Genomic DNA, 23,978 nt, shown 5'->3' on the forward strand with positions numbered 1-23,978 from the left:
GAGAAATCCATGACGCTGGACGAGGTCGTCGACACCATCGGCGCCCAGAAGGGCTGCGAGAGCGCGATGAGGGTGTTTCAGGATTGCCAATTGACCGCGAGCGGCGATGTCCAGCTCGGCGCCGCCGTCGAGAAGAAATGCGAGGCGGACTTCATGCCCGGCCTCAACATGGCGCGGAAACAGGCTTACCAACGCGAGATGCGCGTGTGCGACCGGAAGTACCGGAATAAATCCGGCACCATGTATCTGTCATTCACGGCATTCTGCCGGGCGGAGATCGCCCAGCGCTACTCGCAACGCGCGCTGAAGGCCGGCGGAGCCGGCCGTTAGGCTTCAGGCCGCCAGAGCGGCTTTGGCCTTCTCGGCGATCGCCTGGAACGACGCGGGCTCGTTGATCGCGAGATCCGACAGCACCTTGCGGTCCACGGTGATCCCGGACTTGGCCATGCCGTCGATAAAGCGGCTGTAGGTCAGGCCGAACGGACGCACGGCGGCGTTGATGCGCTGGATCCAGAGCGCGCGGAACGTCCGCTTCTTGCGCTTGCGATCACGGAAGGCATACACGAGAGCCTTCTCGACCGCCGGCTTGGCGGTGCGGATCGTGTTCTTGCGGCGGCCACGGAAACCCTTGGCGGCCTTGTAGACTTTCTTGTGCTTGGCGTGGGCGGTCACACCGCGTTTGACGCGAGCCATGACAAAAATCCTCCGAAAGATGACTTGATGTTCGGATCGCCGCGAAAGCTGCGGCGCGGGTGGCAATGATCGTGGACGCGATCAGGCGTTCGGCAAGAAGTACTTCTTGACGTTGTCGCCGTCGGTCTTGAACAGCACGGCGGTGCCGCGCAGCTGCCGGATCTGCTTCTTCGTCCGCTTGATCATGCCGTGACGCTTGCTACGATGCGCGAACATCACTTTGCCGGTGGCAGTCACCTTGAAGCGCTTTTTAGCGCCCGATTTGGTCTTCAGCTTGGGCATTTGGCTCTCCTAATGGCCATAGAAATCCGCCCGCGAAGGCGGCTGGCCGTCAAAATGCTCGTTAGAGCGTTGATTGTGCTCAGGTTTTACGAACAAGCGCGAAACCCGCACGGACACCGCCACGGCAGCCCTTAATCAGCCGGGCAATGAAGGCTGGGCTTATGACAGAGGACGGGCGAATTGGCAACGATGAACCGGTGGAACCTAGCCGGCGACTATTCGGAATTGCTAACCTCATGTCCGGGCCGTGTCGCCCGGAGCAGGATTAAAATGCCCCATTTTTCCCAGTCGCTGTCGTGTTTGACCGATGTCGCCCGTCCGCGCCGCCTGGCGCTATTGGCTGTGCTCGCCACGGCCGCCTTTCCCTCCGCTGCCGACGCTCGCGGCTATGACGGCGTCTGGAACGTCACCTTCGCCACCACCCGCGGCAATTGCAGCTCCGGCTACAGCGTCCCCTTCACCGTCACCGGCAGCCGGGTGTCGTCCGCCGGCGGTGGCCGGGTCTCCGGCACGGTCAAGCGCAGCGGTACCGTGGCGGTCCAGGTCTCGGTCGGCGCGTCCCATGCGAACGGGGGCGGCCGGCTCGCTGGCGTGAACGGCGCCGGTTCGTGGAGGGGTATCATCTCCGGCGATCAGTGCAGCGGCACTTGGCAGGCGACGAGGACGTAACTATCACCAACAGGACGGGTGCCCAAGAAAACAAAACGGCCCGCCGGACATCCGGACGGGCCGTTGAATTCGCTCGTTCAAAGTATCGGCGTCAGCGCGGCGCCAGCACCATGACGACCTGACGGCCCTCGAACCGCGCGTCCTGCTCGACCTTGGCGAGCTCGGCGACGTCGGTCTTGATCTTGTCGAGCAGCTTGGTGCCGATCTCCTGGTGCGCCATTTCGCGGCCGCGATAGCGCAGGGTGATCTTGACCTTGTCGCCCTCTTCGAAGAACCGCTGCATGGCGCGCATCTTCACTTCGTAATCGTGGTCGTCGATCATCGGGCGGAGCTTGATCTCCTTGATCTCGACGATCTTCTGCCGCTTGCGGGCTTCGGCGGCTTTCTTCTGCGCGGAATACTTATACTTCCCGTAGTCCATGATCTTGCAGACGGGAGGGCTGACGTTCGGCGAGATCTCGACCAGATCCATGCCGGCTTCCTGGGCCAGGCGGATAGCCGCGACGGTCTCGATGGTGCCCTTGTTGTCACCGGTCTGATCGATCAACTGGATCTGCGCATTGCGAATGTCGTCATTGATGCGCGGCCCGTCTTTGGCGGCAGTGGGCGGGGCTTTATTGGGACGGCGAATGGGTGGTTCTCCAAAGTTATGAAAAGAGGCGGCTATTTTGCAGGAAGATACGGTTGCCGGCAAGCAATCGCTCGTGCGGCGGTCGAAAAAGCCTCAAATGCGAGGCATTTTGGCCACGGCGGGGCACGCAGACCGACATAGACACCTTGCTTCTGTTCCGCAAGCGTCCCAAAGGGCAAATGCCGACGTTCGGCTGCGCTGCGGAGCACGTCCGGACAGCTTAAACCGCACAGCCAGAGTAAACGTTCCATGAACCAGCCAATTCCCGATGCCGTGCTCGACTTCATCGATGTGGGCGAGGGCCCGTCCGCGCGCCGGATCGCGGTGCGCCGCCGCGCGGCCCAAAAATCTGATCAAGAATCTGGTCAAGAATCTGCTCATGGACCTGGGCTGGTCTGGCTCGGCGGGTTCAAGTCCGACATGCAGGGCAGCAAGGCCGTCGCGCTGGACGAATGGGCCAGGGATCACGGCCGCGCCGTGGTCAGGTTCGATTATTCCGGCCACGGCGAATCCGGCGGCGATTTCGTCGACGGAACCATCGGGCGCTGGCTCGAGGAAAGCGTCGCGGTGTTCGAGCGGTTCTGCGACGGCCCGCAAATCCTGATCGGCTCGTCCATGGGCGGCTGGATGGCGCTGCTGCTCGCGCGCGAGATCAAAAAGCGGCAAGAGAAACAGCAAGCCAAAGCATCGCTGGCGGGCCTGGTGCTGATCGCGCCAGCGCCCGATTTCACCGAGGAGCTGATGTGGAAGAATTTTCCGGCCGCGGTAAAGAAAGAGATCGAGACCAAAGGCGTTTGGCTGAGACCGTCGGATTATGGCGACGGCTCGCCCTATCTGATCACGCGGAATCTGATCGAGGAGGGGCGCAACCATCTCGTGCTCGGCAGCGGCATCGATCTCGGCTGTCCCGTCCGCATCCTGCAAGGTGCGCAGGATCCTGACGTGCCCTGGCAGCACGCGTTCGCATTGACCCATCGCCTGCCGGCCGACGACGTCGTGCTGACCATGATCCAGGACGGCGATCACCGCCTCTCGCGCCCGCAGGACATCGCCCGCATTCTTGCCGCCGTGGCCGAGATCGGGTGAAGTGCTGTCTTCCTTCCCCCCTTGTGGGGGAAGGTGGCGCGCAGCGCCGGATGAGGGGTTCTTTCCGCGGAGACAGACCCCTCACCCAAGTGAATGCGTGTCAAAGAGCGGAGCTGCCCTCTCCCGCAAGGGGCGAGGGCACAATAAAAAGCACTGGAGGAAATATGACCGCCGCCATGCTGCGTGCCTTCTGCGACGCCGTCGAACAACGCAACGGAAAAGCCTTCGCGGATCTCTTCACCGAGGACGGCGTCTATCACGACGTGTTCTATGGCGCCTTCGCCGGCCGCGAGAAGATCGCCGCGATGATCGACGATTGGTTCTATCGCACGGCGACCGACTTCCGCTGGGACATGCACGACCCGGTGTCGAACGGCATCACGCTCTATGCGCGCTACACGTTCAGCTATCGCTCGACCTTGCCGGAGGCGAATGGCGCGCGGGCGATGTTCGAGGGCGTTGCGATCATGACGCTTCGCGACGGCAGGATCGTCAGCTATCACGAGGTCGCGAACACCGCGCCGGCGTTTGTCGATTTGAAGTTTGCGCCGGAGCGCATAGCCAAGATCATCGCCAGGCAGGGCGCCGAGCTCAAGGCGCGGCCGGAAATGAAACGACACTTGGGTTAGCCGTCGTTCGGCGTCCTTACCGCTTCGACGGATTTACCATCGGCTTGCGCTGCGCCAGCGCCGCGACCGTGGCGGTGCCGATCGGGCCCTGCTCGTCATAGAGCCAGCATTCGCCGATCGCGACACCGTCGGTGGCATGGTGGTTCACCACCTCGAAGCCGATCCAGTTCGTCACCGGCAGGCGGTGCAGATAGATCGTGACGTCGCTGTTGATGTAGCCGAGCCCCTTGTCGCCGGCGTTCGCGAACGGACTGGCGAAGTCGGCGCCGGTGGCGACATGGACGAACGGCGTCATCGGCACGCCCGCGACCAGCTCGCGCAGCTCGCTCATCCAGAGTTTTCGTGGCCCGAGCGAGCCCATGTGGCCGACGATCGGTCGCGTGGTCCATTTGCCGTTCATGCCGAGCCTGGGATCGGTGGGCTTGGGAATGTCGGCCGGCTTCGGCACGTCCCAGTTCGGCGGCGACCAGACATTGCCGTCTGGATTTTGCGTTCGCCGCAACAGCTGGCACGAGGCGCGCGCCATGCCGACGCCGCCGGACAAGAACTCTGCTTCCACGACGCGGATGCGCATCCCGTCGCGCACCAGCCGTGTCGTCACCTCGATCGGCTTGTCGATGGTCGGCAGCCGAAACATATCGACGGTCAACCGCGCCGGCACGAATTCAGGACCGGAATGGCGTTCCTCGATGGCGAAGCCGAGCAGGCCGACGATGACGCGTCCGTGCAGTGATTTCGGATCCCACGGGCCGTTGGCGACTTCCGTCGGGTGGAATGTGTCGCCGTCGCGGGTGAAGAAAGGCATGTTTGTCATGACGGCGAGCTTGAAGGAACGTGTGGGGAAATCAAGGTCCCCAACCCTCATGGTGAGGAGCGCGGCACGCGCGTCTCGAACCATGAAGGCCCCGCTGAAGCAGTTCGGCCTGCATCCTTCGAGACGCCGCTGCGCGGCGCCTCAGGATGAGGGGAAGGAGCGGAGTGCTAGGAGGCGGCGCGCCATTCCTCACGCACGCTTTCGTCGCTCTCGCCAGCAATCGCCTCGGTCCTCAACGCCGCGAACTCTTCATCAGGCATCAACTGCGCCAGCGCCCACACCGCAGCCCCGCGCACCAGCGCGCTGTCATCCTCCAGCAATCGCCGCGCCTCGTCCGCCAGTGCCGCATCGCCGGAGTTGCCGATCGCGATCAGCACGTTGCGCAAAAAGCGGTCGCGGCCGATGCGTTTCACCGGGGACTTCGTGAACAGCGCACGAAACGCAGCGTCGTCGAGCCGCGCGAGCTCGGCGAGACCTGGCGCGCGCAAAGCGTCACGTGCGGCGAGCTTGGCCTCACGGCCCTCCTGCGCGAACTTGTTCCAGGGACAGGCGGCGAGGCAATCGTCGCAGCCATAGATGCGGTTGCCGATGCCCTTACGAAATTCGCGCGGGATAGGTCCCTTGTTCTCGATGGTGAGATACGAAATGCAGCGCCGCGCATCGAGCCTGTAGGGCGCGGGAAAGGCCGCGGTCGGGCAAATGTCGAGACACGCCCGGCACGAGCCGCAATGATCGATCTCGGAATCGTCGCGCGGCAGCTCCAGCGTGGTGTAGATCGCGCCGAGAAACAGCCATGAGCCGAATTCGCGCGAGACCAGATTGGTGTGCTTGCCCTGCCAGCCCAGATGCGCGGCTTGCGCCAGCGGTTTCTCCATCACGGCCGCGGTGTCGACGAACACTTTCACTTCGCAAGGCTTCACCTCACAAGTTGCGGTCGCGACCAGCCATCGCGCCAGCATCTTCAGGCGCTTCTTGATGAGGTCGTGATAGTCGTCGCCTTGCGCATAGACCGAGATCGCCGCGCGCGTGCGCTGTTGCAGGATCGCGAGCGGATCCTGGTCGGGGCCGTAATTGACGCCGAGCATGATGACGCTACGCACGTCCTGCCACAGCCCGCGTGGATCGACCCGGCGCTCCGGCTGCGCGGCGAGCCAGTCCATGTCGCCATGGCCGCCGGATGCGATGAATTCGAGAAAATGTTGTCCGGCGCTTTCGATCGTGCCGGGCTCCGTGATGCCGATGCAGTCGAAGCCGAGCGCGCGTGCCTCGTTTGCGAGCGCCGTCTTCAGTTCGGTCGGATCGGAGTTCAGAAGTCGAGGTCCACGTAGGTCCGTGACGCCGGCACGCCGGCCAGCCATTCGCTCAGGAGCGGACGGAACGACGGGCGGGATTTCACCCGCGCGTACCAGGCCTTTGCCGCGTCGTCCTCGCTCCATGGCACGTCGCCCAGATAGTCGATCGCCGAGAGGTGCGCCGCGGCGGCGAGATCCGCGTAGCTGAGCCGGTCGCCGGCGAGGAAATTACGCGTCTGCGCCAGCCAGCCGATATAGGCCAGATGATAGCGCACATTTGCCTTGGCGGCGCGCATCACGTCGGCCGAGGGCGGGCCGCCGCCGTTGTCTTCGCTCATGAAGCGCTTGTAGATGCGCTCGGTGACGAGCGGGTGGGAGACTTCCTCGAAGAACTTTTCGTTGAACCAGGCCATCAGCCGGCGGACCTCGACGCGCTCGCCGATCGTGTCCGGCATCAGGCGCTTCAGTCCCATCTCGGAGCCATAGGCCTCGTCGACATATTCGGCGACGATCGCCGCGCCCGGGATCGGCGGCTGCTCGTCGTCCACCAGGACGGGCGTCGTGCCCGCCGCATTGAGCAGCAGAAACGCTTCGCGCCGCTCCCAGCTGCGCTCTTCGATCAGCTTCAGCTCAAGCCCGTATTCTCCCGCGATCAGGCGGATGAACCGCGAGTGCGGGCAGAACGGATGATGAAACAGCGTAAACATGAAGCCTTTGACTATGTGATGGTGCTTAAGAATCCATCAATGTTTTGTGCGGCGCCACACTAGTCATTCAAAACCGCGAAGCAAGGGCGCGACGCCGCATTTTGCGATTGCAGCAAGGGAGCGGATGGGCGAGAAGAGCCCCGCTTTTCCAGCCGAAATGGACCGTAAATATGTCAGATGCAATCCGGGCGGTGATCCTCGGCATCATCGAGGGTGTGACCGAGTTCCTTCCCGTGTCCTCGACCGGCCATTTGCTGCTTGCGGAGCGCTTTTTCCATCTTGGCGAGGGCGCGTTCTGGGATTCGTTTACGGTCCTGATCCAGCTCGGCGCGATCCTCGCGATCGTCGTGTTGTACTTCAAGAAGTTGTGGGACGTCGCGATCGGCATGTTCACGGGCGACGCCTCCGCACGCCGCTTCGTGATCGGCGTGCTGGTGGCGTTCCTGCCTGCTGTCGTCGTCGGTCTCGTCGCCGGCAAATACATCAAGAGCATGCTGTTCAATCCGTGGGTGGTGTGCTTCTCGCTGATCGTCGGCGGCGCCATCCTGCTCTGGGTCGACAAGCTCGATCTCAAGGCGCGCGAGCACGACGCCACCCGGTTTCCGCTGCTGATGTATCTTTACATCGGTATCGCGCAGTGTCTGGCAATGATCCCGGGCGTGTCGCGCTCCGGCGCAACCATTGTCTCCGCCATGCTGCTAGGGGCCGACAAGCGCGCGGCGGCGGAGTTCTCGTTCTTCCTCGCCATCCCCACCATGATCGGCGCGTTCGCCTACGATTTCTACAAGAACCGCTCCGAGATGACGATGGACCACATGGGCATCGTCGCGATCGGCTTCGTGGTGTCGTTCGTCACCGCGATCATCGTGGTGAAGACGTTCCTGGAATACGTCACCCGCCACGGCTTCGTGGTGTTCGCTTGGTGGCGCGTGATCGTCGGCACGCTCGGCCTGATCGCGCTGGCGCTGGGGCGGTAAACTTCTGAAGAGGTCGACGCGCTAAGAAGCGGAAATTCGCACTAAGGCCGCGGCTGCGGTCACTCCCTCGCCCCGTTCTTGCGGGGAGAGGGTTGGGGTGAGGGGCCTCTCTCCACGTGTGAGATCGCGGTGGGACCCGTACCCCCTCACCCGGATCGCAAGGGCGATCCGACCTCTCCCCGCAAGCGGGGAGAGGTAAAAAAACCTACGCGCTCTTGCGCTGGAATTGCCCGGCGGCGCGGAAGCGCCAGAGATATTGCGGGGCGATCGCTTCAAGCGAGTCGGGCGTGATGCCGAGGCCTTCCAGCGTTAGCCCAGCGGCCTTCGCCGCATCCGACACGACATTGTCGCGCGCGAGCAGCGTGACCTGGTCCGGCGTCAGCTTCAGCGCGCCCGGCGCGAATTGCAGGAAGTTGGCTTTGAAGCGGGCGAGACCAAACGGCAGCGGCAGCAGCATCGGCTTGCGATCGGCGATCTCGAGAATGGCCTCGATGATCTCGCGCATGGTCAGCACTTCCGGGCCGCCGAGCTCGTACGTTGCGCCCGCCTTGGCCTTGCCGTCGACGGCATCCGCGACCGCGGTGGCGACGTCGCCGACATAGACCGGCTGCATCCTGGTGTCGGCGCCGATCAGCGGCAGCACCGGCGACATCCGCGCCAGCGCAGCGAAGCGATTGGTGAACTGGTCCTCGGGGCCGAACATCACGGAGGGGCGGAAGATCGTCGCCGACGGCACCGCGGCCATGACTGCGGCTTCGCCGGCCGCCTTGGCCCTGGCATAACGCGAGGGCGATTCCGCGTCGGCGCCGATCGCCGAGACATGGATCAGCTGTGCCCCCGCGGCCGCGGCCGCCTTGGCGATGGTTTCGGCGCCCTTGGCCTGGACGGCATCGAAGCTCTGCGCGCCGCCCTCGGCGAGGATGCCGACCAGATTGATCACCACATGCGAATCACGCAGCGCCGCCTCGATCGAGGCCGGATAGCGCACGTTGGCCTGCACGGTGTGGACCTGCCCGACCTTGCCCGAGGGCTGGAGGTATCCGGCCAGCTCCGGCCGCCGCACCGCGACCCGGATCCGGTAGTCGCGCCGGCACAGCGCGCGGACCACATTCCGGCCCAAAAACCCCGATCCGCCGAAAACCGTGACGAGCGTGTCCAGATTCGATGCCATGGGATCCATTCCTGGGGTCCATATCCTGCGGGAAGAGTGCGTCTCGTCAGGCTTGTATCGGGCCGGTTTGCGATGCGCAATCCGCATCCCGAAGCGGGGTTCAAGCATGAATTGACAACCGCGTCACCGAACCGTAGTAACCGCCTCCGTGCCTAACCGGCATGCCCAGGTGGTGGAATTGGTAGACGCGCTGGCTTCAGGTGCCAGTGGCTTAACGGCCGTGAAGGTTCGAGTCCTTTCCTGGGCACCACCTCCTACTCAAGCGATTGAAATCGCTTTTGCAGGGAATTTGAGCTGCTGACCGGTACACAAAACCGAGGCACGGCGCTCATGGCGTACCGAATGGCCTACATCGCTCGTCGGGGCGGTTCGGATCGCAGGCGATCTGGAGGCGGCTGGCTTCAGTCGCTCAGGCATCTCAGTGCTCGTTGACCGCAGCGCCGAGCTTGATCAGGCTCAGCGAGCGGTTCGCGGTTTCGCGCAGGCGGCAGTAGCTCGCGTCGCCCGGGTACATGCCGGGCTCGACCTTGTCGAAGACCGCGCAGAAGCGATCACGCGACGCTGCGAAAGTTTTCTGCGAGTCATTGACCGCCTGGATCACGTCGGCGAACCCGCCGGCCTGAACCTTCTTTAGCGCCTCACTGGTTTTCTGCGTCCAAATGGCGAGTTCGCGCGCCGCGCAGGCTTTCCATTTGGCGACGTCGTCATTCGCGCCCTTTGCCGCCTTGATGCAGGGGTCGGCGACGAGCCCGACGCACGCGCCGCCGAAACCGCCGGTTTTCTCCGCGGTCTTCAGGCAGCCATCGATCACTGCAAGGTCGGCTGGCGCGGTGCCTTGGGCGAAAGCCATCGATGCGAGCGGGAGGCTTGCGGCGAGCATCGCGGCGGCAAGTTTGAGCTTCATTGGAGATCTCCGTTCGGCGCATCGAAAATAGGGAACACAATACCACTGCGAGCGCACGAAGCTCAGCGAGACGGTAGACCGGCGGCTGTGGCGAAAGGGCCGGACGGCGAGTGCGAAGGGAAAACGAGGGGGTATGCGGCTTCGGCTAGGCCCTCTCCAATCAATGCCTTTGAATGCGCCTTGACCTGACTCACGAGATTTTCGACCAATAGGTGATACATGCAACTTTGGTCATCGAAGGCCCAGCGTTGGTTCACCTGAATGTGGAACAGGAGCTACGCTGACGAATAATGACGGCGGGACCGGTCAAGGCACGCACGGCCTCTGCCTCAGCGGTGACGGTGAGGATCACTTGCCGTCCGTCTGGACCGCCAATCCGGCTTCGAGCGGATCGAACACGTCAGAGCCCGGCCTGGTCCGGCCTGCGTCGGCGAGTCCGCGTGCAAGGTGGAGCGGCGAGGCTGGCGCGAGCAATACACCGGCGCTTACGAGACCGTTTACGTCAGGCCGCAATCCGGTTTGGCTAGCGAACCAAAACACAATGACGAACGATAATGACGAGTAGCGCCGCGGCTCTGTATGGCCAGCCGCGCCGGATGCTTGCGCCGGCGGCTGCCAGCGGATACATCGCGGCCGGCCCTCGCCAGCGTCTGTCCCGGGGATTAGCCTGCTAGGCGCATCGATTCGACTGAGGTTTGAAACGCCATGACCGTACGCCTGCACCGCGGCGACCTGCCCGATCTGTCCCGCTACACCGGCGCGGTGGCGATCGACACCGAGACCATGGGCTTGAACCCGCATCGCGACCGGCTCTGCGTGGTGCAGCTCTCGCCCGGCGACGGCAGCGCAGACGTGGTGCAGATCCCGAAGGGGCATACCGACGCGCCGAACCTGAAGGCCCTTTTGGCCAATCCCGCCAACACGAAAATCTTCCACTTTGCGCGGTTCGACGTCGCGGTGCTGTACCAGACGTTTGGTGTCATGACCGGGCCGATCTACTGCACCAAGATCGCTTCCCGCCTGATCCGCACCTATACCGACCGCCATGGCCTCAAGGACCTCGTGCGCGAGGTGCTCAATGTCGACCTCTCCAAGCAGCAGCAATCGAGCGATTGGGGTTCCGACAGCCTGACCGAGCCGCAGCTCGCCTACGCCGCCTCCGACGTGCTGCATCTGCACGGCTTGCGCGAGCGGCTCGATGCCATGCTGGTGCGGGAAGGCCGCACGGCGCTGGCCAAAGCCTGTTTCGATTTCCTGCCGACTCGCGCTTTGCTCGATCTCCAGGGCTGGGCCGAAGAGGACATTTTCGCCCATTCCTAGCGTTTCGGGTGGCGGCCAGGTGGGGCGGTCGCCCCGTTTCAGACACTTTCGTAACGGCCTGTCGCTGGCTGCATATTCTGGCGTTGCCGGCTACAATGGGGCGCCCGCCAGCCGGACAAGGCGAGCGACACCTCAGGAGCCCAGGTGAATTCGGCCCATAATGTCACCTACGACGCCGCGCTTGCGGCGAAGTTCGCCAGCGCGGCGCGCCACAGCCGCCTGGTGCGGATTCTGCGCATCGCGGTGCCGGCGACAGTAGCTGCGGCAATGGGTCTGCTCGTCCTCATCTCGACCATTTTCAACCCGTTCCAGATCCCCGTGAAGCTCGACTCCGGAAATCTCGTGGTGACAGGCACCAAGATCACGATGGAATCACCGCACATGTCCGGTTTCACGCCGGATCAGCGGCCCTATGAGCTCTGGGCCAAGACCGCGACCCAGGACATCACCGATCCCGATCATGTCGATCTCCACGATCTGCGCGCGAAGGTGCTGATGGAAGATCAATCGACGCTGTTCCTCGATGCCCGCACTGGGCGGTTCGACAACAAGCAGCAGCAGCTCGACCTGCACAAGGACATCTTCCTGCGCACCTCGAGCGGCTACGAGGCGCGACTGAACTCGGCCTTCGTCGACATGGGCAAGGGCACGGTCTCCTCGGACGAGCATGTCGACGTCAAGCTGACCAACGGAACGCTGACCGCCGATCGGCTGCGGATCACGGAGGGCGGAGACGTCATCCGCTTCGAAGGCAATGTGGTGATGCACCTCGACAAGCTGGACGACCCTGCCGCCGCTCAGCCTGCGCCGGCCGAGCCCGCGTCGCCAGCGAAGACACGTACGCCCCAGAACAAGTCCGCCAATTCAAAGTGATTTTCATGATCAGGTTTTTTCCGCGCAACAATGACAAGCGGCGCGTCATCCCTGGTGCGGCCGCGCTCGCCGTCGGCATCGCACTGATCGCGACGGGTGCGGCCATCGCGCAGAGCACGATGCAAGGCGTCCCCAACGCGATGCAGGGCTTCTCGCAGAACCGCGATCAGCCGATCCAGATCGAAGCCGCTTCGCTCGAGATGCGCGACAAGAAAAAGGAAGCGACCTTCTCCGGCAATGTGAAGGTCATCCAGGGCGACACCACCATGACCTCGAAGACGCTGGTGGTGTTTTACGATTCGGGCGGCGACAAGCCGGCCACGCCACAGCCTGCGGCGAAGGCGGCAAAGGGTGCGCCGATGCAGTCGGCGACGCCGGGGCCGGGGGGGAACTCCTCGATCAAGCGGCTGGAGGCCCGCGGCAATGTCGTCGTCACCCAGAAGGACCAGGTGGTGACGGGCGAGACCGCCGTGTTCGACACCAGGACCAACCTCATCACCATGCTCGGCGGCGTCGTCTTGACGCAATGCAAGAACGTGCTGCGCGGCGACCGGCTGGCGGTCGACATGACCACGGGCGTGTCGCGGGTGGAATCCGACAGCGGCCGGGTGCAGGCGCTGCTGCCCCAGGGCGGCGGCAATGATTGCGGATCCGGCGGCGCGGGCAAGCCCGGCGCGGGACCTCTGCAATTGCCTGGCGCAACCAAGCCCAAATAAATCAACGTAAGCCCAAGTCCGCCAAAGTAAATTTGAAGAGCGATTCCAGGTGCTTGGGTTGATCACGCCCGATCCGAGGTTGAAGCTTGCCCGCCGAGACTGTATCTAGCGCGAAGGGCTTTCGAGCGGGGTTCGCCGCTTTTCGGGCGTGTTTCACTGGGCATGAGACATCCCTTCATTCATGCTGCGTCGGCGAATCCTGAGGCCGGCGCGGCAGATCGCGCGAAGACCGCGCAGGATCGTCGCGAAAGGCTAGAAGGCGGGGATGGTCGATCTCTTCAGCATGTTCCGTCGGCGCCCCGCCAAACGCGGCCGGCCAGGATTTGCGCGCCAGGACATCACCGCGCTCGGTGACAGCGTCGGTGGTCTCGTGGCCAGCCCGGTCAGGGACGCGCCGCCGATCGCCCGTAACCAGCCGATGCATGCGCCCGATCAGTTCCAAGGGGACTATCAAGGCGACTATCAGGCCGAGCAGCCTCGGGCCCAGGCGGTTCATCCCGTCAGGGCTGCCGGCAGGCCCAACGGCGCCAGCGGGCCTCAGCTCTTGAAGCGCCCGGGCTTCCTGGCTGTGCATAGCGTGGAAAAGAGCTTTGGCAGCCGCCAGGTCGTGCGCGGCGTCAGCATCTATGTGCGCCGCGGCGAAGCGGTCGGCCTACTCGGCCCCAACGGCGCCGGCAAGACCACCGTGTTCTACATGATCACCGGCCTGATCAAGGCCGATCGCGGCGCGATCGAGCTCGACGGCCACGACGTCACCAAGCTGCCGATGTATCAGCGCGCGCGGCTCGGGATCGGCTATTTGCCGCAGGAAGCCTCGATCTTCCGCGGCCTCACCGTCGAGCAGAACATTCGCGCCGTGCTCGAAGTGGTCGAGCCCTCGCGCAAGAAGCGCGAGCAGCAGCTCGACTCGCTGCTCGACGAATTCAACATCACGCGCCTGCGGAAATCGCCGTCGATCGCGCTGTCCGGCGGTGAGCGGCGGCGCGTCGAGATTGCGCGTGCGCTGGCGACGCGTCCGAACTACATGCTGCTCGACGAGCCCTTTGCCGGCATCGATCCGATCGCGGTCGGCGACATCCAGGACCTCGTCCGCCACCTCACCAACCGCGGCATCGGCGTGCTGATCACCGACCACAATGTGCGCGAGACGCTCGGCCTTACCGATCGCGCCTACATCGTCTATGCCGGTGAAATCCTGACCGAGGGCAGCCCGGATGAGATCGTCGCCGATCCGGACGTGCGCCGCCTTTACCTTGGCGAGGAATTCCGCCTCTAGCCCGTTTTTCGATTTCGTCAAGACGTGTACATCGGGCTTGGACTAGGATAAGCAAAAATCGGACCAACTTTTGGGATCGGTTCTTGCTTCATGGCGCTTTCGCAGAGATTAGAGTTCCGGCAATCGCAGTCGCTGGTCATGACGCCGCAGTTGATGCAGGCGATCAAGCTGCTGCAATTGTCCAATCTCGATCTCACGACGTTCGTCGAAGAGGAACTCGAGCGTAACCCCCTGCTGGAACGGGCCAATGACGAGCCGCCCGCGGGCGAGGGCCCGGCCGAAACGGGCCAGTTCAACGACAGCGACGGCGGCCACAACGACGAGCCGGGCGGCGGCCCGGGCGAAGCCTTCGAGCCCGGCCAGGAAGAGTGGATGAGCAAGGATCTCGGCACCCGCGCCGAGATCGAGCAGACGATGGACACCGGCCTGGACAACGTCTTCTCCGAGGAACCGGCCGAAGCGGCCGCGCGCAACGCCCAGGATGCGGCGCCGACCACCTATACCGAATGGGGCGGCGGCGCCTCCGGTGACGAGGACTACAATCTCGAAGCCTTTGTTGCCGCGGAAACCACGCTCGGCGACCATCTCGCCGAGCAGCTCTCGGTTGCCTTCACCGGGGCCGCGCAGCGCATGATCGGCCAGTATTTGATCGACCTCGTCGACGAGGCTGGCTATTTGCCACCGGATCTCGGCCAGGCCGCCGAACGGCTGGGCGCATCGCAACAGGACGTCGAGAACGTTCTTGCCGTGCTGCAGAAATTCGATCCGCCCGGCGTCTGCGCGCGCAATCTGAGCGAATGCCTGGCGATCCAGCTCCGCGAGCTCGACCGCTACGATCCCGCGATGCAGGCCCTGGTCGAGCATCTCGATCTCCTCGCCAAGCGCGACGTCGCGGCCTTGCGCAAGGTCTGCGGCGTCGACGACGAGGACATCGCCGACATGATCGGCGAGATCCGCCGGCTCAATCCCAAGCCCGGCATGAAGTTCGGCTCGGCCCGGCTCCAGACCATGGTGCCCGATGTCTATGTCCGCCCCGGTCCCGATGGCGGCTGGCATGTCGAGCTCAACAGCGACACCTTGCCGCGCGTGCTGGTCAACCAGACCTACTATTCGCAGCTCTCGAAGAAGATCGGCAAGGACGGCGACAAATCCTATTTCACCGACGCGCTTCAGAACGCGACCTGGCTGGTGCGCGCGCTCGACCAGCGCGCCCGCACCATCCTGAAAGTCGCAACCGAGATCGTGCGCCAGCAGGACGGCTTCTTCACCCATGGCGTGGCGCATCTGCGACCGCTGAATCTGAAGGCCGTCGCCGACGCCATCCAGATGCATGAATCCACGGTGTCGCGCGTCACCGCCAACAAATACATGGCGACCAATCGCGGCACCTTCGAACTGAAATATTTCTTCACGGCCTCGATCGCTTCGGCCGATGGCGGCGAGGCGCATTCGGCCGAGGCCGTGCGCCACCACATCAAGCAGCTGATCGATGCGGAGGCGCCGTCCGCGATCCTGTCCGACGACACGATCGTGGAACGCTTGCGCGGCTCGGGCATTGATATCGCCCGCCGCACGGTCGCGAAGTACCGCGAAGCCATGCGCATTCCTTCCTCGGTGCAACGCCGTCGCGACAAGCAGAGCGCTCTTGGTAACGTCCTCTCCACCGCCATGGCCGATCGCTCCCGCAATCCCGAACCGGCCTGATTGCGCCGGCGCCAAATCGCGCTACTCTCGATCTGCTATCGGGCCCGATCCTGGCCAGGCACGAACCAAGCGAGGTTCACATGACTCTCCGCATCTCGGGAAAGAGCGTCAACGTCGGCGAGGCCCTGCGCGGGCGCGTCACCGACCGGACTGAAGAGGTCCTGCGCAAATATTTCGACGGCAATTATTCCGGCCACATCACGCTGAGCAAGGACGGCTTCGGCTTCCGCACCGACTGTGCGCTGCATCTTGATTCGGGAATTACGCTCGAGGCCGATTCGAACGCACCGGACGCTTATGCCAGTGCCGACCAGGCGCTGCTGATGATCGAGAAGCGGCTCAAGCGCTACAAGAGCCGGCTCAAGGACCGCTCCGCCCGCAAGGCCCATGTCGCCTCAGCGGCGCTGGCCGCCATGGATGCCACCAGCTACGTGCTGGAGGCACCGGGCGAGGGTGAGGACGAGGACGAGATCACCGGCTACAGCCCCGTCATCATCGCCGAGGCCACCACCTCGCTGAAGCCGCTGTCCGTCAGCGAAGCGGTCATGGAACTCGACCTCAGCGGAGCGCCTTGCCTGGTGTTTCAGCACGGCTCCTCCGGCCGGGTGAACATCATATACCGCCGGGCGGACGGCAATGTCGGGTGGATCGACCCCCCGGGGGTCAAGGCCGACGCCACCAAGGCGGATGGCAAGGCCTGAGCCGCGGCCGACCCTCTGGGGCCCTCCCGCCGGGTCCTTTCCGCCTTAACAATGACCGGGGCAAAGCTGCACGCGGGAGTTGGCACCGGGATTGCGTTGGAGTAGAAGCCCCCCACATCAGGGGCGAGCTAAGTCCGCCTCCTGCTTCAACTTCTCGACGTCGGCCCGCCCAGGTTCTTTGTCCAGGCTGGCCAATTCGGAACCTGACGTTTTCATTCACCTCGGAAGACTTCCATGCCGATTACCGATCTGGTCGCGCCCGAGGCGATTCTCCCGGCATTGAAGGTCAACAGCAAGAAGCAGGCGCTTCAGGAACTCGCGGCCAAGGCCGCCGAGCTGACCGGGCAGAACGAGCGTTCCGTGTTCGAGGTGCTCCTGCAGCGCGAGAAGCTCGGCACCACCGCGGTCGGCTACGGCGTCGCCATTCCCCACGGCAAGCTGCCCAAGCTGGAAAAGATCTTCGGCCTGTTCGCGCGCCTCGATCGTCCGATCGATTTCGAATCGATGGACGGCCAGCCGGTCGATCTCGTCTTCCTGCTGCTCGCCCCCGAAGGCGCCGGCGCCGATCACCTCAAGGCGCTCGCCCGCATCGCCCGCCTGCTCCGCGACCAGGACATCGCCAAGAAGCTCCGCGCCTCGCGCGATGCGCAGGCGATCTATTCGGTGCTCGCACTGCCGCCGGCGACCGCGGCGTAACTCCCTCCTTCTTGCAGGATAAGGCCCGATCGATTCTGGCACCTGGATTGCGCGGCACGCAGCAATCTCGTCATGCTCATCTTGATCTCAAAGGTAGAAGACGCGAATATCTTCCCGTTTGAGACGTGGGGCATATGGGGCGGCCCTAACAAGGGCCGTTCGCAGTTGTGGACTGAATGCACGTGACTGGGAATGGAAGGGCGCCGCTGCAAATCGGTGCCGCGGCGGAAGAGCGGCCAGCGACCGTGCTTCAGGGTGGTCAGCTCGGCGCCGCCCTGCACACCGCGGCGGACTCCGATGCATATGAAAGCGCGATCTGGAAAGCGCCAAGCGCGGGCGTGGAACGGCTGGCCAGAAACGTGATCCGCAGCTCGATCACCGTCAACGTGATCGCATCAATGGGTGTTCTTCATCCCGCACTACTACCTTCAGAGTGGAGCTATGTGCAGCAGGCGGTCGCGCTGCTGATGTGGATCGTCTCGATCTATGCCAGTATCTTCGTACGGCCGTGCGTCCGGATCCAGCCCAATCCAGATCTCATCGCGTTGGTCACATTTTATGCTCTCGCGGCCATTTCCGTTCTCTGGACCACGCTTTCCATCGCAGCGATCATGAAGAGCGCTGCACTTGTGGTGACGACTTTCGGTGCGTATTGCCTCATCACGCGTATCGACATCGACGAGATCGTCGGATCCACGGCGCTCGGGTTGTTCATTCTGGTCGCCGCCTCGGCGTTGTGCGCGGTCTTCGTGCCCGAGATCGGCGTCGACCAGAGCTGGATGCACAACGGCCAGTGGCAAGGAATCTACGAATCGAAGCAGACGCTCGGCTTTATCAGCGCATATCTGATGTTCTTTGCCTGTTATCAGAAGATCACGGGGCAGGGATGGATCGCATTCCTCGTGTCGTTTATTCTGGCATCGACCTGCGTCATCGCCTCGGAGTCGCGTGGTGCCGGCGCTGTCGCATTTGCGGCGGGCGGCCTGCTCGTGACTTCCATGTGGTCGATCCGCTGCATGAAAACCTATGCGGTGTTGCCACTCATCATGTGCATCCTGGCCGCTCTGCTGATGCTGTATTTTTACGTGACGGGGTACGATTCCATCCATCTCGGCGAGGCGACCGTCGATTTGACCGAGCGGACCTTCATTTGGCAGTACGCCATCAGCCATTTCAACGATGCGCCGTTGCTGGGCTTCGGCATCAACGGATTCTGGACGCGCCCCGCGATCTACGACTATTTCAACCAGAATCATGGCTGGGTGCTCGACAATTACCATAGCGGTTATATCGCGGTCGCGATTGAAACTGGATTTCTGGGATATTTGCTGTTCGTCACGAGCGTTTATCTGTTCTCGGAAAAGGTGCTCTATTTGATCGCCACCCGGTCGATCGATCGTTATCACTGCGCGCTGATCATCGGCTTCGTCGTCCTGAGCTTTCAATCGAATTTCACGGAGACGATGTTTCTTCGCTCGACAATGTTCACGTCGGTGCTGCTCGTCGCATTCTTCTTCGCAGTGTGCAGGCCGGTGCCGCAGCAGGGCCTGCAGCAATGACGGGGCAAACAGGATGAATGCCATCCGCGTCCGCTGGACGGTAGCTTTTCGTCTTGTCTTGGCACTGTCCGTGCTTCCGATCTGCTTCCGGACCGAGGCAGCCGGGCAGGCCAACACGCTCCCGCCTCCAAAATTGGGGCGCGGCATCAACATCCTCGGCTACGACGGCGTCTGGGAGGGAGGCCGAAACGCGCCATTTCGTCTGGACAACCTCACTGCGATCAGACGCGCCGGGTTCTCGCACGTTCGGATCAATTTCTTCGGCTTTAAATTCATGAACCCGGAGAAGATAATGGATGAAGTCGTCTTGAGGCGGCTCGATGGCGTCATCGAGCAAGTGCTCGCCCGAAACCTCATCCCGATCCTGGACGAGCACGATACCCATGTTTGTCAGCGCGACATCTCCGAGTGCACAGATAAGCTGAAATCTTTCTGGACCCAAATCGCCGCGCGCTATGCCGGGAAATATCCAGCGCTTGTCTTCGAGGTCCTCAATGAGCCGGGCGGGCAGATGACGTCCACCGGCTGGAACGGCCTTTTGAACGAGTGCCTCGGCATCATCCGCGCCACCAATCCCCGGCGGACGGTCATCGCTTCGGTTCTCAACGTCGACGAGATGCCGGTCGAGGACCTGGTCCTCCCGTCGGATGACCGGAATCTGATCGTCACGTTTCACTATTACGCTCCGATCCGTTTCACCCATCAGGGCGCACCGTGGTCGCCCACATTCTCGCGAATCGGCCCGCTCGACTGGGGTACCCCGGAGGATGAACAGAAGGCCCGCGCCGATTTCGAGAAGATTCGGTCCTGGTCCCAAAGAGAAAAGCGCCCGATCTATCTCGGCGAGTTTGGCGTGTACGAGGCCGCTCCAGCCGAAGCACGGACGAGATATCTGTCATTCGTGGCGCGGAGCGCAGAGCGGCTTGGCTGGGCGTGGGCCTATTGGCAGTTCGATCATGATTTCGCGGCCTTCGACAGCGCGCGTCAAGCCTGGAAGCCGGACATCCTGCGGGCACTGCTTCCGGCCGGGCGTTGAGGTGCATCCGGGACGCGAGCTATCGCCGCACACAGCGTCATTGCGTCGCAAGTGCTCCTCGCAATGAAAGAGGCACGCCTCTCGATCGATTCGACCCCGCGATGAACTCGGCACTGCCGTCGTCTCAATCTATTCTCACCACGCTATCGCGCAGCTGTTGCGCGGCAGTATTGATGCGCGAATGAGTCGATTTGACTCGCCCTCATTGGCGAGCGACTCCCGCGTTTCTAAAATGGTGCCAACGCTCGTCGACGAAGTATTTCGCGCGCCACATTCCAGCGAGGATAGGCGTGTATCGCCCAAACCAAAACGGGCACGCCTTCCTGCGAAGGCATGCCCGCCAAAACTCTATTCGTGCGACGCGCGCGTGCTCAGTGCACGCTCACCGCTTGCAGCTCGTTGCTCCAGGCGTTGGCGATCGCGGCTTCGCGGCTGTCGGTCAGCATGATCGGCGTGCCGTCGGCGGCGTGGAGCGCGAAGAGCTTGAGGCCCGGCGCGATCTTCGGCGCTTCGGGAAACAGGCCCGGCACATCCTCGGAGCGGATCTGCTTCACATAGGCGATATGGCCTTCGCCGAGGGTTGCCAGCGTCTCTGGCGAGACGTTCTTGGCTTCGTATTCGAACGCAACGTGACCTTCACTCATGGTCTCGACTCCTTCACAGAAACTAAGCGGTCGAGTCCGCTACTCGTTCCATTATTCGTGCTCATTGATAGCGATTGTCTTAACGATCCTCTCCGGTTCCGGCCGGGCAAGATCGATCGCCAGCAATCCGTTCTTCAGATCCGCACCCAGCACCAGCATCCCCTCCGCCAGCACGAAAGTGCGCTGGAAGTGGCGCGCGGCGATGCCGCGATGGATATATTGCCGGGTCTTGTCGTCCTGCTGCCGTCCGCGAATGACGAGCTGGTTTTCCTCAATGGTTACATCGAGTTGGTCGCGGGTGAATCCGGCGACCGCCAGCGTGATCCGCAACCGCTCGGGCTGGCCCTCCGACCGGTCGCACCTCTCGATATTGTAGGGAGGGTAACCGTCGGCGCCTTTGACGACCCGATCGAGCACGCGCTCGATCTCGTCGAAGCCCAGAAGGAACGGACTGGAAAGCGTGGGAACACGAGACATAGTTTACAAAGTCCTCTCGAAGCGACTTTGGTGCATCAGGGCCCGTACAGGCACCCCTTGATCAGCAATATGGGCATATCCGCGTGTGTGTTCAAGGACGTAGCGGGGGCTGTGGATTGGCAGCTCACCCAGTCTGCCATGCACAAATGCCGACTTGTCGTCATGGCCGCGAAACGCCTGCGACAAGCCCGGCACGACGAAATTGCGGCGCGATTTTTCTCAACGAAAACAAACCCCCTTCTACTGTGCATGGGGTTGTTTCGCGTTTTTTAATCGACGGCCCCGCGGAACCCGGTCAGGCCTCGATCCGCGTCCGGCCGTCGCCGCTGAACAGATGCAGCTTTTGGCGTACCGCTGCGACACGGATCTTCTCGCCGATCGGCGGCGCCTCTGAGCCGGGGATGCGGACGATGACCTCGCCGGGCGGCAGCTCGCCGGGATTGGCGGCGATGCGCTGCTCGTCCTGGGCCCGCGTGCCGTAGACGAAGGTTTCGGCGCCGACGCGCTCGATCGCTTCCACGGTGAGCGGCAATACGACGCCGTCGGCAGGGGTCTGGTCGGTGATGACGAAGTCTTCCGGGCGGATGCCGAGGATGCCGGCGTCAGCCGCGCCGCTGCCGGCGAGCTGCGACCGGATCTCCTCGGGCCGCGTCGACATCAGGTTCATCGGCGGCGCGCCGATGAAGGAGGCGACGAAGGTCGTCGCCGGCTTCTCGTAGATCGCGAGCGGATTGCCGACCTGCTCGACCTGGCCGCCGTTCATCACCACGAGAATGTCGGCGAGCGTCATCGCCTCGAGCTGGTCGTGGGTGACGTAGATCGACGTGGTGTTGAGCCGGCGCTGCAATTTGCGGATCTCGACCCGCATCGCGATGCGGAGTTTGGCGTCGAGGTTGGACAACGGCTCGTCGAACAAAAACACCTTGGGCTGGCGCACGATGGCGCGGCCCATGGCGACGCGCTGGCGCTGGCCGCCGGAGAGCTGGCGCGGTTTGCGCTCCAGCATCGATGTGAGCTCGAGCACGCGCGCGGCTTCATCGACGCGGGTCTTGACCTCCGCCTCCTTCATGCCGCGGTTGCGCAGGCCGTAGGCCATGTTGTTGAAGACGCTCATATGCGGATAGAGCGCGTAGTTCTGGAACACCATCGCGATGTCGCGGTCGGCGGGCTCGATCTGGTTGACGATGCGGCCGCCGATGTCGATCTCGCCGCCGGTGACGGTTTCGAGGCCTGCGACCATGCGCAGCAATGTCGACTTGCCGCAGCCGGAGGGGCCGACCAGCACGCAGAATTGGCCGTCGCCGACATCGACGTTGACGCCCTTGATGGCCTCGAAGCCGCCGGGATAGGTCTTGCGGACGTTGCGCAGGGTGACGTTAGCCATGGGATTTACTTTTCCGTCTCCACGAGTCCGCGCACGAACAGTTTCTGCATCACGACGACGACGAACACCGGCGGCAGCATCGCGAGCACGGCGGTGGCCATCACGATCGGCCATTCGGTCAGCGCGTCGGTGGTGGTGATCATCTTGCGGATGCCGACCTGGATGGTCTGCATGTCGTCGCGGGTGGTGATCAGCAGCGGCCAGAGATATTGATTCCAGCCGAGGATGAAGAGGATCACGAACAGCGCCGCCATGTTGGTGCGCGACAGCGGCAGCAGCGTATCCCAGAAGAAGCGCAGCGGACCGGCGCCGTCGATGCGCGAGGCCTCCAGCAGCTCGTCCGGCACCGTCATGAAGAACTGGCGGAACAGCAGCGTCGCGGTGGCCGAGGCGATCAGTGGCAGCGACAGGCCCGCATAGCTGTCGAGCATGTGCAGATCTGCGACGATCTTGTAGGTGGGATAGATGCGGACCTCGACCGGCAGCATCAGGGTGATGAAGATGATCCAGAAGATCGGCATCCGGAACGGAAAGCGGAAATAGACGATCGCATAGGCCGAGATGATCGAGATTGCGATCTTGCCGACCGCGATCAGCAGCGCCATCACCAGCGAGTTCAGCATCATGTTGCCGACGGGCTCGCGGGTCGATCCGCTCGTGCCGACGAAAATGGTCTGATAGTAGACCTCGAAGAAATGACCGCCCGGCAGCAGCGACATCTGCCCGTTGGCGATCAGCGCGTTGTCCTGGGTCGAGGCGACGAACGCGATGTAGACCGGGAAGGCGACGACCGCGATCCCGATCCAGAGGATGATGTGGGCGACGTAGCGCCGGAAGCCCTCTTCCTCGACCATCAGTAGGTCACCTTGCGTTCGACGAACCGGAACTGGATTCCGGTGAGCACGATCACCATGACCATCAGGATCACCGACTGCGCCGCCGAGCTGCCGAGATTGCCGCCGAGCAGGCCGTCGGAATAGACCTTGTAGACCAGCGTGACCGTCGACGTTCCGGGACCGCCGCGGGTCATGGTGTCGATGATGCCGAACGTGTCGAAGAAGGCGTAGACGATGTTGACCACCAGCAGGAAGAAGATGGTCGGCGACAGCAGCGGGAAAGTCACGGTCCAGAACCGCCGCATCGGCCGCGCGCCGTCGATCGCGGCGGCCTCGAACACGCTCTTCGGAATCGCCTGCAGGCCGGCGAGGAAGAACAGGAAATTATAGGAGATCTGCTTCCACGCGGCGGCGAGGATGATCAGCGCCGCGGCCTGGTCACCGTCGAGCAGCGGATTCCAGTCGATGCCCATGTTGCGCAGATAGCGCGAGAGCACGCCGAGCGAGGGATGCAGCATGAAGATCCAGAGCACGCCGACCACGGGTGGCGCCACCGCATAGGGCCAGATCAGCAGCGTGCGGTAGAGCATCGAGCCACGCAGCGGCTTGTCCGCCATCACGGCGAGCAGCAGCGCGAAGGATAGCGATGAGACCGCGATGGCGAACGAGAACAAGAAGGTCCGGACGATCGCCTCGAAATAGGCCGCGTCCTTGAACAGCTCGATGTAATTCTCGAACCAGACAAAGGTGGTCGACAGACCGAAGGCGTCCTGGAGCAGGAAGGACTGGATCACCGCCTGCAGGGCCGGCCAATAGAAGAAAATCAGGACGATCGCGAGCTGCGGCGCAACCAGCGCGTACGGTAACAGCCTTGACTGGAAAATGGCTTGCTTTTGCATGA

The 23,978-nt window shown here is 63.1% G+C and carries 27 protein-coding genes and 1 tRNA gene; 15 read left to right on the forward strand and 13 right to left on the reverse strand.

Annotation, left to right across the window (positions count from 1 at the left end; translation table 11 throughout):
- Window positions 1-9: 9 nt before the first annotated feature.
- Window positions 10-330: a hypothetical protein gene (locus AC0L2F_RS15245; protein WP_371449349.1), complete on the forward strand. Its 321-nt coding sequence runs from the start codon at window positions 10-12 to the stop codon at window positions 328-330.
- 3 nt (window positions 331-333) lie between these two features.
- Here AC0L2F_RS15245 and rplT read toward each other — a convergent pair whose 3' ends face one another.
- Together rplT and rpmI are read right to left on the reverse strand one after the other, a co-directional pair.
- Window positions 334-693 carry a 50S ribosomal protein L20 gene (rplT, locus tag AC0L2F_RS15250; protein WP_007598538.1) on the reverse strand — a complete coding sequence of 120 codons (360 nt, stop codon included), beginning with the start codon at window positions 691-693 and terminating at the stop codon, window positions 334-336.
- A gap of 81 nt (window positions 694-774) precedes the next feature.
- Window positions 775-975, reverse strand: a complete 201-nt coding sequence (gene rpmI / locus AC0L2F_RS15255) for a 50S ribosomal protein L35 (RefSeq protein WP_007598540.1) — start codon at window positions 973-975, stop codon at window positions 775-777.
- Window positions 976-1,245: 270 nt separating this feature from the next.
- Here rpmI and AC0L2F_RS15260 point away from each other — a divergent pair, with 270 nt between their 5' ends.
- Entirely contained in the window at window positions 1,246-1,644 is a 399-nt protein-coding gene (locus tag AC0L2F_RS15260; RefSeq protein ID WP_473248903.1) for a hypothetical protein, read from the forward strand.
- A gap of 91 nt (window positions 1,645-1,735) precedes the next feature.
- Here AC0L2F_RS15260 and infC read toward each other — a convergent pair whose 3' ends face one another.
- The gene (gene infC / locus AC0L2F_RS15265; protein ID WP_085349942.1) at window positions 1,736-2,275 is read right to left on the reverse strand and encodes a translation initiation factor IF-3; all 540 of its coding nucleotides are present in this window, start codon (window positions 2,273-2,275) and stop codon (window positions 1,736-1,738) included.
- A gap of 249 nt (window positions 2,276-2,524) precedes the next feature.
- Here infC and AC0L2F_RS15270 point away from each other — a divergent pair, with 249 nt between their 5' ends.
- Both AC0L2F_RS15270 and AC0L2F_RS15275 read left to right on the forward strand, forming a co-directional pair.
- Window positions 2,525-3,361: an alpha/beta hydrolase gene (locus AC0L2F_RS15270; RefSeq protein ID WP_473248904.1), complete on the forward strand. Its 837-nt coding sequence runs from the start codon at window positions 2,525-2,527 to the stop codon at window positions 3,359-3,361.
- Window positions 3,362-3,525: 164 nt separating this feature from the next.
- The gene (locus AC0L2F_RS15275; RefSeq protein ID WP_473248906.1) at window positions 3,526-3,990 is read left to right on the forward strand and encodes a nuclear transport factor 2 family protein; all 465 of its coding nucleotides are present in this window, start codon (window positions 3,526-3,528) and stop codon (window positions 3,988-3,990) included.
- Between the two features lie 16 nt (window positions 3,991-4,006).
- On the opposite strand, the gene AC0L2F_RS15280 is transcribed toward AC0L2F_RS15275, so the two are convergent.
- From AC0L2F_RS15280 to AC0L2F_RS15290, 3 genes are all read right to left on the reverse strand, one after another.
- Entirely contained in the window at window positions 4,007-4,804 is a 798-nt protein-coding gene (locus tag AC0L2F_RS15280) for an acyl-CoA thioesterase domain-containing protein (protein ID WP_007603971.1), read from the reverse strand.
- A 167-nt stretch (window positions 4,805-4,971) separates the two neighbouring features.
- Window positions 4,972-6,162 carry a tRNA epoxyqueuosine(34) reductase QueG gene (queG, locus tag AC0L2F_RS15285; RefSeq protein ID WP_473248907.1) on the reverse strand — a complete coding sequence of 397 codons (1,191 nt, stop codon included), beginning with the start codon at window positions 6,160-6,162 and terminating at the stop codon, window positions 4,972-4,974.
- Window positions 6,111-6,803, reverse strand: coding sequence for a glutathione S-transferase family protein (locus tag AC0L2F_RS15290; RefSeq protein ID WP_007598553.1), 693 nt, complete (start codon window positions 6,801-6,803; stop codon window positions 6,111-6,113). The genes queG and AC0L2F_RS15290 overlap by 52 nt, the downstream gene beginning before the upstream one ends.
- A gap of 170 nt (window positions 6,804-6,973) precedes the next feature.
- On the opposite strand from AC0L2F_RS15290, the gene AC0L2F_RS15295 reads away from it, so the two are divergent.
- Window positions 6,974-7,780, forward strand: a complete 807-nt coding sequence (locus tag AC0L2F_RS15295; RefSeq protein ID WP_473248908.1) for an undecaprenyl-diphosphate phosphatase — start codon at window positions 6,974-6,976, stop codon at window positions 7,778-7,780.
- A gap of 205 nt (window positions 7,781-7,985) precedes the next feature.
- Here AC0L2F_RS15295 and AC0L2F_RS15300 read toward each other — a convergent pair whose 3' ends face one another.
- Window positions 7,986-8,951 carry a complex I NDUFA9 subunit family protein gene (locus AC0L2F_RS15300; protein ID WP_473248909.1) on the reverse strand — a complete coding sequence of 322 codons (966 nt, stop codon included), beginning with the start codon at window positions 8,949-8,951 and terminating at the stop codon, window positions 7,986-7,988.
- A gap of 163 nt (window positions 8,952-9,114) precedes the next feature.
- Here AC0L2F_RS15300 and AC0L2F_RS15305 point away from each other — a divergent pair.
- Window positions 9,115-9,201, forward strand: a tRNA-Leu gene (locus AC0L2F_RS15305).
- 168 nt (window positions 9,202-9,369) lie between these two features.
- On the opposite strand, the gene AC0L2F_RS15310 is transcribed toward AC0L2F_RS15305, so the two are convergent.
- Complete coding sequence (locus AC0L2F_RS15310; protein WP_473248910.1) at window positions 9,370-9,831, reverse strand: lysozyme inhibitor LprI family protein; 462 nt, start codon at window positions 9,829-9,831, stop codon at window positions 9,370-9,372.
- A 729-nt stretch (window positions 9,832-10,560) separates the two neighbouring features.
- On the opposite strand from AC0L2F_RS15310, the gene AC0L2F_RS15315 reads away from it, so the two are divergent.
- The 9 genes from AC0L2F_RS15315 (at window position 10,561) to AC0L2F_RS15355 (ending at window position 19,736) form a co-directional block, all read left to right on the forward strand.
- Complete coding sequence (locus AC0L2F_RS15315) at window positions 10,561-11,175, forward strand: ribonuclease D (RefSeq protein ID WP_007603964.1); 615 nt, start codon at window positions 10,561-10,563, stop codon at window positions 11,173-11,175.
- A 144-nt stretch (window positions 11,176-11,319) separates the two neighbouring features.
- Entirely contained in the window at window positions 11,320-12,048 is a 729-nt protein-coding gene (gene lptC / locus AC0L2F_RS15320) for an LPS export ABC transporter periplasmic protein LptC (RefSeq protein WP_007603963.1), read from the forward strand.
- A gap of 5 nt (window positions 12,049-12,053) precedes the next feature.
- Complete coding sequence (locus tag AC0L2F_RS15325) at window positions 12,054-12,764, forward strand: LptA/OstA family protein (RefSeq protein WP_473248911.1); 711 nt, start codon at window positions 12,054-12,056, stop codon at window positions 12,762-12,764.
- 265 nt (window positions 12,765-13,029) lie between these two features.
- Window positions 13,030-14,040 carry an LPS export ABC transporter ATP-binding protein gene (gene lptB / locus AC0L2F_RS15330; RefSeq protein WP_007603961.1) on the forward strand — a complete coding sequence of 337 codons (1,011 nt, stop codon included), beginning with the start codon at window positions 13,030-13,032 and terminating at the stop codon, window positions 14,038-14,040.
- A 90-nt stretch (window positions 14,041-14,130) separates the two neighbouring features.
- The gene (rpoN, locus tag AC0L2F_RS15335) at window positions 14,131-15,744 is read left to right on the forward strand and encodes an RNA polymerase factor sigma-54 (protein WP_473248912.1); all 1,614 of its coding nucleotides are present in this window, start codon (window positions 14,131-14,133) and stop codon (window positions 15,742-15,744) included.
- An 80-nt stretch (window positions 15,745-15,824) separates the two neighbouring features.
- Window positions 15,825-16,445, forward strand: coding sequence for a ribosome hibernation-promoting factor, HPF/YfiA family (hpf, locus tag AC0L2F_RS15340; protein ID WP_473248913.1), 621 nt, complete (start codon window positions 15,825-15,827; stop codon window positions 16,443-16,445).
- Between the two features lie 234 nt (window positions 16,446-16,679).
- Entirely contained in the window at window positions 16,680-17,141 is a 462-nt protein-coding gene (gene ptsN, locus AC0L2F_RS15345; protein ID WP_027514736.1) for a PTS IIA-like nitrogen regulatory protein PtsN, read from the forward strand.
- Between the two features lie 245 nt (window positions 17,142-17,386).
- Complete coding sequence (locus AC0L2F_RS15350; protein WP_473248937.1) at window positions 17,387-18,700, forward strand: O-antigen ligase family protein; 1,314 nt, start codon at window positions 17,387-17,389, stop codon at window positions 18,698-18,700.
- Window positions 18,701-18,713: 13 nt separating this feature from the next.
- Complete coding sequence (locus AC0L2F_RS15355; RefSeq protein ID WP_007603956.1) at window positions 18,714-19,736, forward strand: glycoside hydrolase family 5 protein; 1,023 nt, start codon at window positions 18,714-18,716, stop codon at window positions 19,734-19,736.
- Between the two features lie 371 nt (window positions 19,737-20,107).
- Here AC0L2F_RS15355 and AC0L2F_RS15360 read toward each other — a convergent pair whose 3' ends face one another.
- The 5 genes from AC0L2F_RS15360 to ugpA form a co-directional block, all read right to left on the reverse strand.
- Window positions 20,108-20,380: a BQ00720 family protein gene (locus AC0L2F_RS15360; protein WP_007598581.1), complete on the reverse strand. Its 273-nt coding sequence runs from the start codon at window positions 20,378-20,380 to the stop codon at window positions 20,108-20,110.
- A 51-nt stretch (window positions 20,381-20,431) separates the two neighbouring features.
- Window positions 20,432-20,857, reverse strand: coding sequence for an Hsp20 family protein (locus tag AC0L2F_RS15365; protein WP_007598583.1), 426 nt, complete (start codon window positions 20,855-20,857; stop codon window positions 20,432-20,434).
- A gap of 295 nt (window positions 20,858-21,152) precedes the next feature.
- Window positions 21,153-22,241, reverse strand: a complete 1,089-nt coding sequence (locus tag AC0L2F_RS15370; protein ID WP_473248914.1) for a sn-glycerol-3-phosphate import ATP-binding protein UgpC — start codon at window positions 22,239-22,241, stop codon at window positions 21,153-21,155.
- A 5-nt stretch (window positions 22,242-22,246) separates the two neighbouring features.
- Entirely contained in the window at window positions 22,247-23,095 is an 849-nt protein-coding gene (gene ugpE / locus AC0L2F_RS15375) for a sn-glycerol-3-phosphate ABC transporter permease UgpE (RefSeq protein ID WP_007603954.1), read from the reverse strand.
- Window positions 23,095-23,976: a sn-glycerol-3-phosphate ABC transporter permease UgpA gene (ugpA, locus tag AC0L2F_RS15380; RefSeq protein WP_007603953.1), complete on the reverse strand. Its 882-nt coding sequence runs from the start codon at window positions 23,974-23,976 to the stop codon at window positions 23,095-23,097. The genes ugpE and ugpA overlap by 1 nt, the downstream gene beginning before the upstream one ends.
- Window positions 23,977-23,978 lie beyond the last annotated feature (2 nt).

This window comes from Bradyrhizobium sp. Ken64, assembly GCF_055807555.1.

Coding starts and splice junctions, on each gene's coding strand:
- AC0L2F_RS15245 (WP_371449349.1), top strand. CDS start 10: ATGACGCTGGACGAGGTCGTCGACACCATCGGCGCCCAGAAGGGCTGC.
- rplT (WP_007598538.1), bottom strand. CDS start 693: ATGGCTCGCGTCAAACGCGGTGTGACCGCCCACGCCAAGCACAAGAAA.
- rpmI (WP_007598540.1), bottom strand. CDS start 975: ATGCCCAAGCTGAAGACCAAATCGGGCGCTAAAAAGCGCTTCAAGGTG.
- AC0L2F_RS15260 (WP_473248903.1), top strand. CDS start 1,246: ATGCCCCATTTTTCCCAGTCGCTGTCGTGTTTGACCGATGTCGCCCGT.
- AC0L2F_RS15270 (WP_473248904.1), top strand. CDS start 2,525: ATGAACCAGCCAATTCCCGATGCCGTGCTCGACTTCATCGATGTGGGC.
- AC0L2F_RS15275 (WP_473248906.1), top strand. CDS start 3,526: ATGACCGCCGCCATGCTGCGTGCCTTCTGCGACGCCGTCGAACAACGC.
- AC0L2F_RS15280 (WP_007603971.1), bottom strand. CDS start 4,804: ATGACAAACATGCCTTTCTTCACCCGCGACGGCGACACATTCCACCCG.
- queG (WP_473248907.1), bottom strand. CDS start 6,162: ATGGCTGGCCGGCGTGCCGGCGTCACGGACCTACGTGGACCTCGACTT.
- AC0L2F_RS15290 (WP_007598553.1), bottom strand. CDS start 6,803: ATGTTTACGCTGTTTCATCATCCGTTCTGCCCGCACTCGCGGTTCATC.
- AC0L2F_RS15295 (WP_473248908.1), top strand. CDS start 6,974: ATGTCAGATGCAATCCGGGCGGTGATCCTCGGCATCATCGAGGGTGTG.
- AC0L2F_RS15300 (WP_473248909.1), bottom strand. CDS start 8,951: ATGGCATCGAATCTGGACACGCTCGTCACGGTTTTCGGCGGATCGGGG.
- AC0L2F_RS15310 (WP_473248910.1), bottom strand. CDS start 9,831: ATGCTCGCCGCAAGCCTCCCGCTCGCATCGATGGCTTTCGCCCAAGGC.
- AC0L2F_RS15315 (WP_007603964.1), top strand. CDS start 10,561: ATGACCGTACGCCTGCACCGCGGCGACCTGCCCGATCTGTCCCGCTAC.
- AC0L2F_RS15325 (WP_473248911.1), top strand. CDS start 12,054: ATGATCAGGTTTTTTCCGCGCAACAATGACAAGCGGCGCGTCATCCCT.
- lptB (WP_007603961.1), top strand. CDS start 13,030: ATGGTCGATCTCTTCAGCATGTTCCGTCGGCGCCCCGCCAAACGCGGC.
- rpoN (WP_473248912.1), top strand. CDS start 14,131: ATGGCGCTTTCGCAGAGATTAGAGTTCCGGCAATCGCAGTCGCTGGTC.
- hpf (WP_473248913.1), top strand. CDS start 15,825: ATGACTCTCCGCATCTCGGGAAAGAGCGTCAACGTCGGCGAGGCCCTG.
- ptsN (WP_027514736.1), top strand. CDS start 16,680: ATGCCGATTACCGATCTGGTCGCGCCCGAGGCGATTCTCCCGGCATTG.
- AC0L2F_RS15355 (WP_007603956.1), top strand. CDS start 18,714: ATGAATGCCATCCGCGTCCGCTGGACGGTAGCTTTTCGTCTTGTCTTG.
- AC0L2F_RS15360 (WP_007598581.1), bottom strand. CDS start 20,380: ATGAGTGAAGGTCACGTTGCGTTCGAATACGAAGCCAAGAACGTCTCG.
- AC0L2F_RS15365 (WP_007598583.1), bottom strand. CDS start 20,857: ATGTCTCGTGTTCCCACGCTTTCCAGTCCGTTCCTTCTGGGCTTCGAC.
- AC0L2F_RS15370 (WP_473248914.1), bottom strand. CDS start 22,241: ATGGCTAACGTCACCCTGCGCAACGTCCGCAAGACCTATCCCGGCGGC.
- ugpE (WP_007603954.1), bottom strand. CDS start 23,095: ATGGTCGAGGAAGAGGGCTTCCGGCGCTACGTCGCCCACATCATCCTC.
- ugpA (WP_007603953.1), bottom strand. CDS start 23,976: ATGCAAAAGCAAGCCATTTTCCAGTCAAGGCTGTTACCGTACGCGCTG.